The organism is Shigella sp. FC1661 (assembly GCF_001712525.1).
Classification (GTDB): domain Bacteria; phylum Pseudomonadota; class Gammaproteobacteria; order Enterobacterales; family Enterobacteriaceae; genus Escherichia; species Escherichia coli.
In genome coordinates this window covers 1-564 of the sequence record NZ_MDGW01000449.1, presented here as the reverse complement: position 1 = coordinate 564, position 564 = coordinate 1, and the positions used below count along the sequence as shown (strand labels likewise).

1 protein-coding gene and 1 pseudogene are annotated in these 564 nt (G+C 37.2%); both read right to left on the bottom strand.

Features of this window, described 5'->3' with window-relative positions; translation table 11 throughout:
* Positions 1-101: 101 nt before the first annotated feature.
* Positions 102-472: pseudogene (locus BFF42_RS20305) on the bottom strand (SopA family protein); the annotation flags it as partial.
* An 11-nt stretch (positions 473-483) separates the two neighbouring features.
* On the bottom strand, positions 484-564 hold an 81-nt coding region (locus BFF42_RS20300; RefSeq protein ID WP_000618533.1), incomplete at its 5' end, for an IS1 family transposase.

Here is a 564-nt window from a genome sequence, read left to right as displayed (position 1 = left end):
ATTCACCGTCGGATTTACTGCTACGTCGCCCTCAGGGAATTAAACCTAAAAAGAAAATCGTCAAAATTAGAGATTCCGGTTTGACACGGAAAGTCATATTAGCGCTGGGAGCTTACCACCATAACAGGCCCATCATCGACAGAGGAGAACAGGATAAATATATTATCGTTTCGTGTTAATTTATTAGTGTTAAAGGTTCTTAACTTTTCTTCAGTTTCTATAAATATAGGTGAAACATCATCACTACGAATCCACTCTTTATAAAGATACCAGGCATTTGCTTTGATCATATCATCCGTTGATCGTAAGGCCTGATCGATAAGTTGGATAAAAAATTGTTATTTTTATCAATCAGCCCTTTATTCATATTAAACCTGTTAATAAAATGGATCATCTGTTGGGTATCGAAATCCACCTTGCTGAATCGATGTTGACGCATAAAATCATCGAACTTGTTATCTTCACCAGGGTAATGACTCCAACTTATTGATAGTGTTTTATGTTCAGATAATGCCCGATGACTTTGTCATGCAGCTCCACCGATTTTGAGAACGACAGCGACTT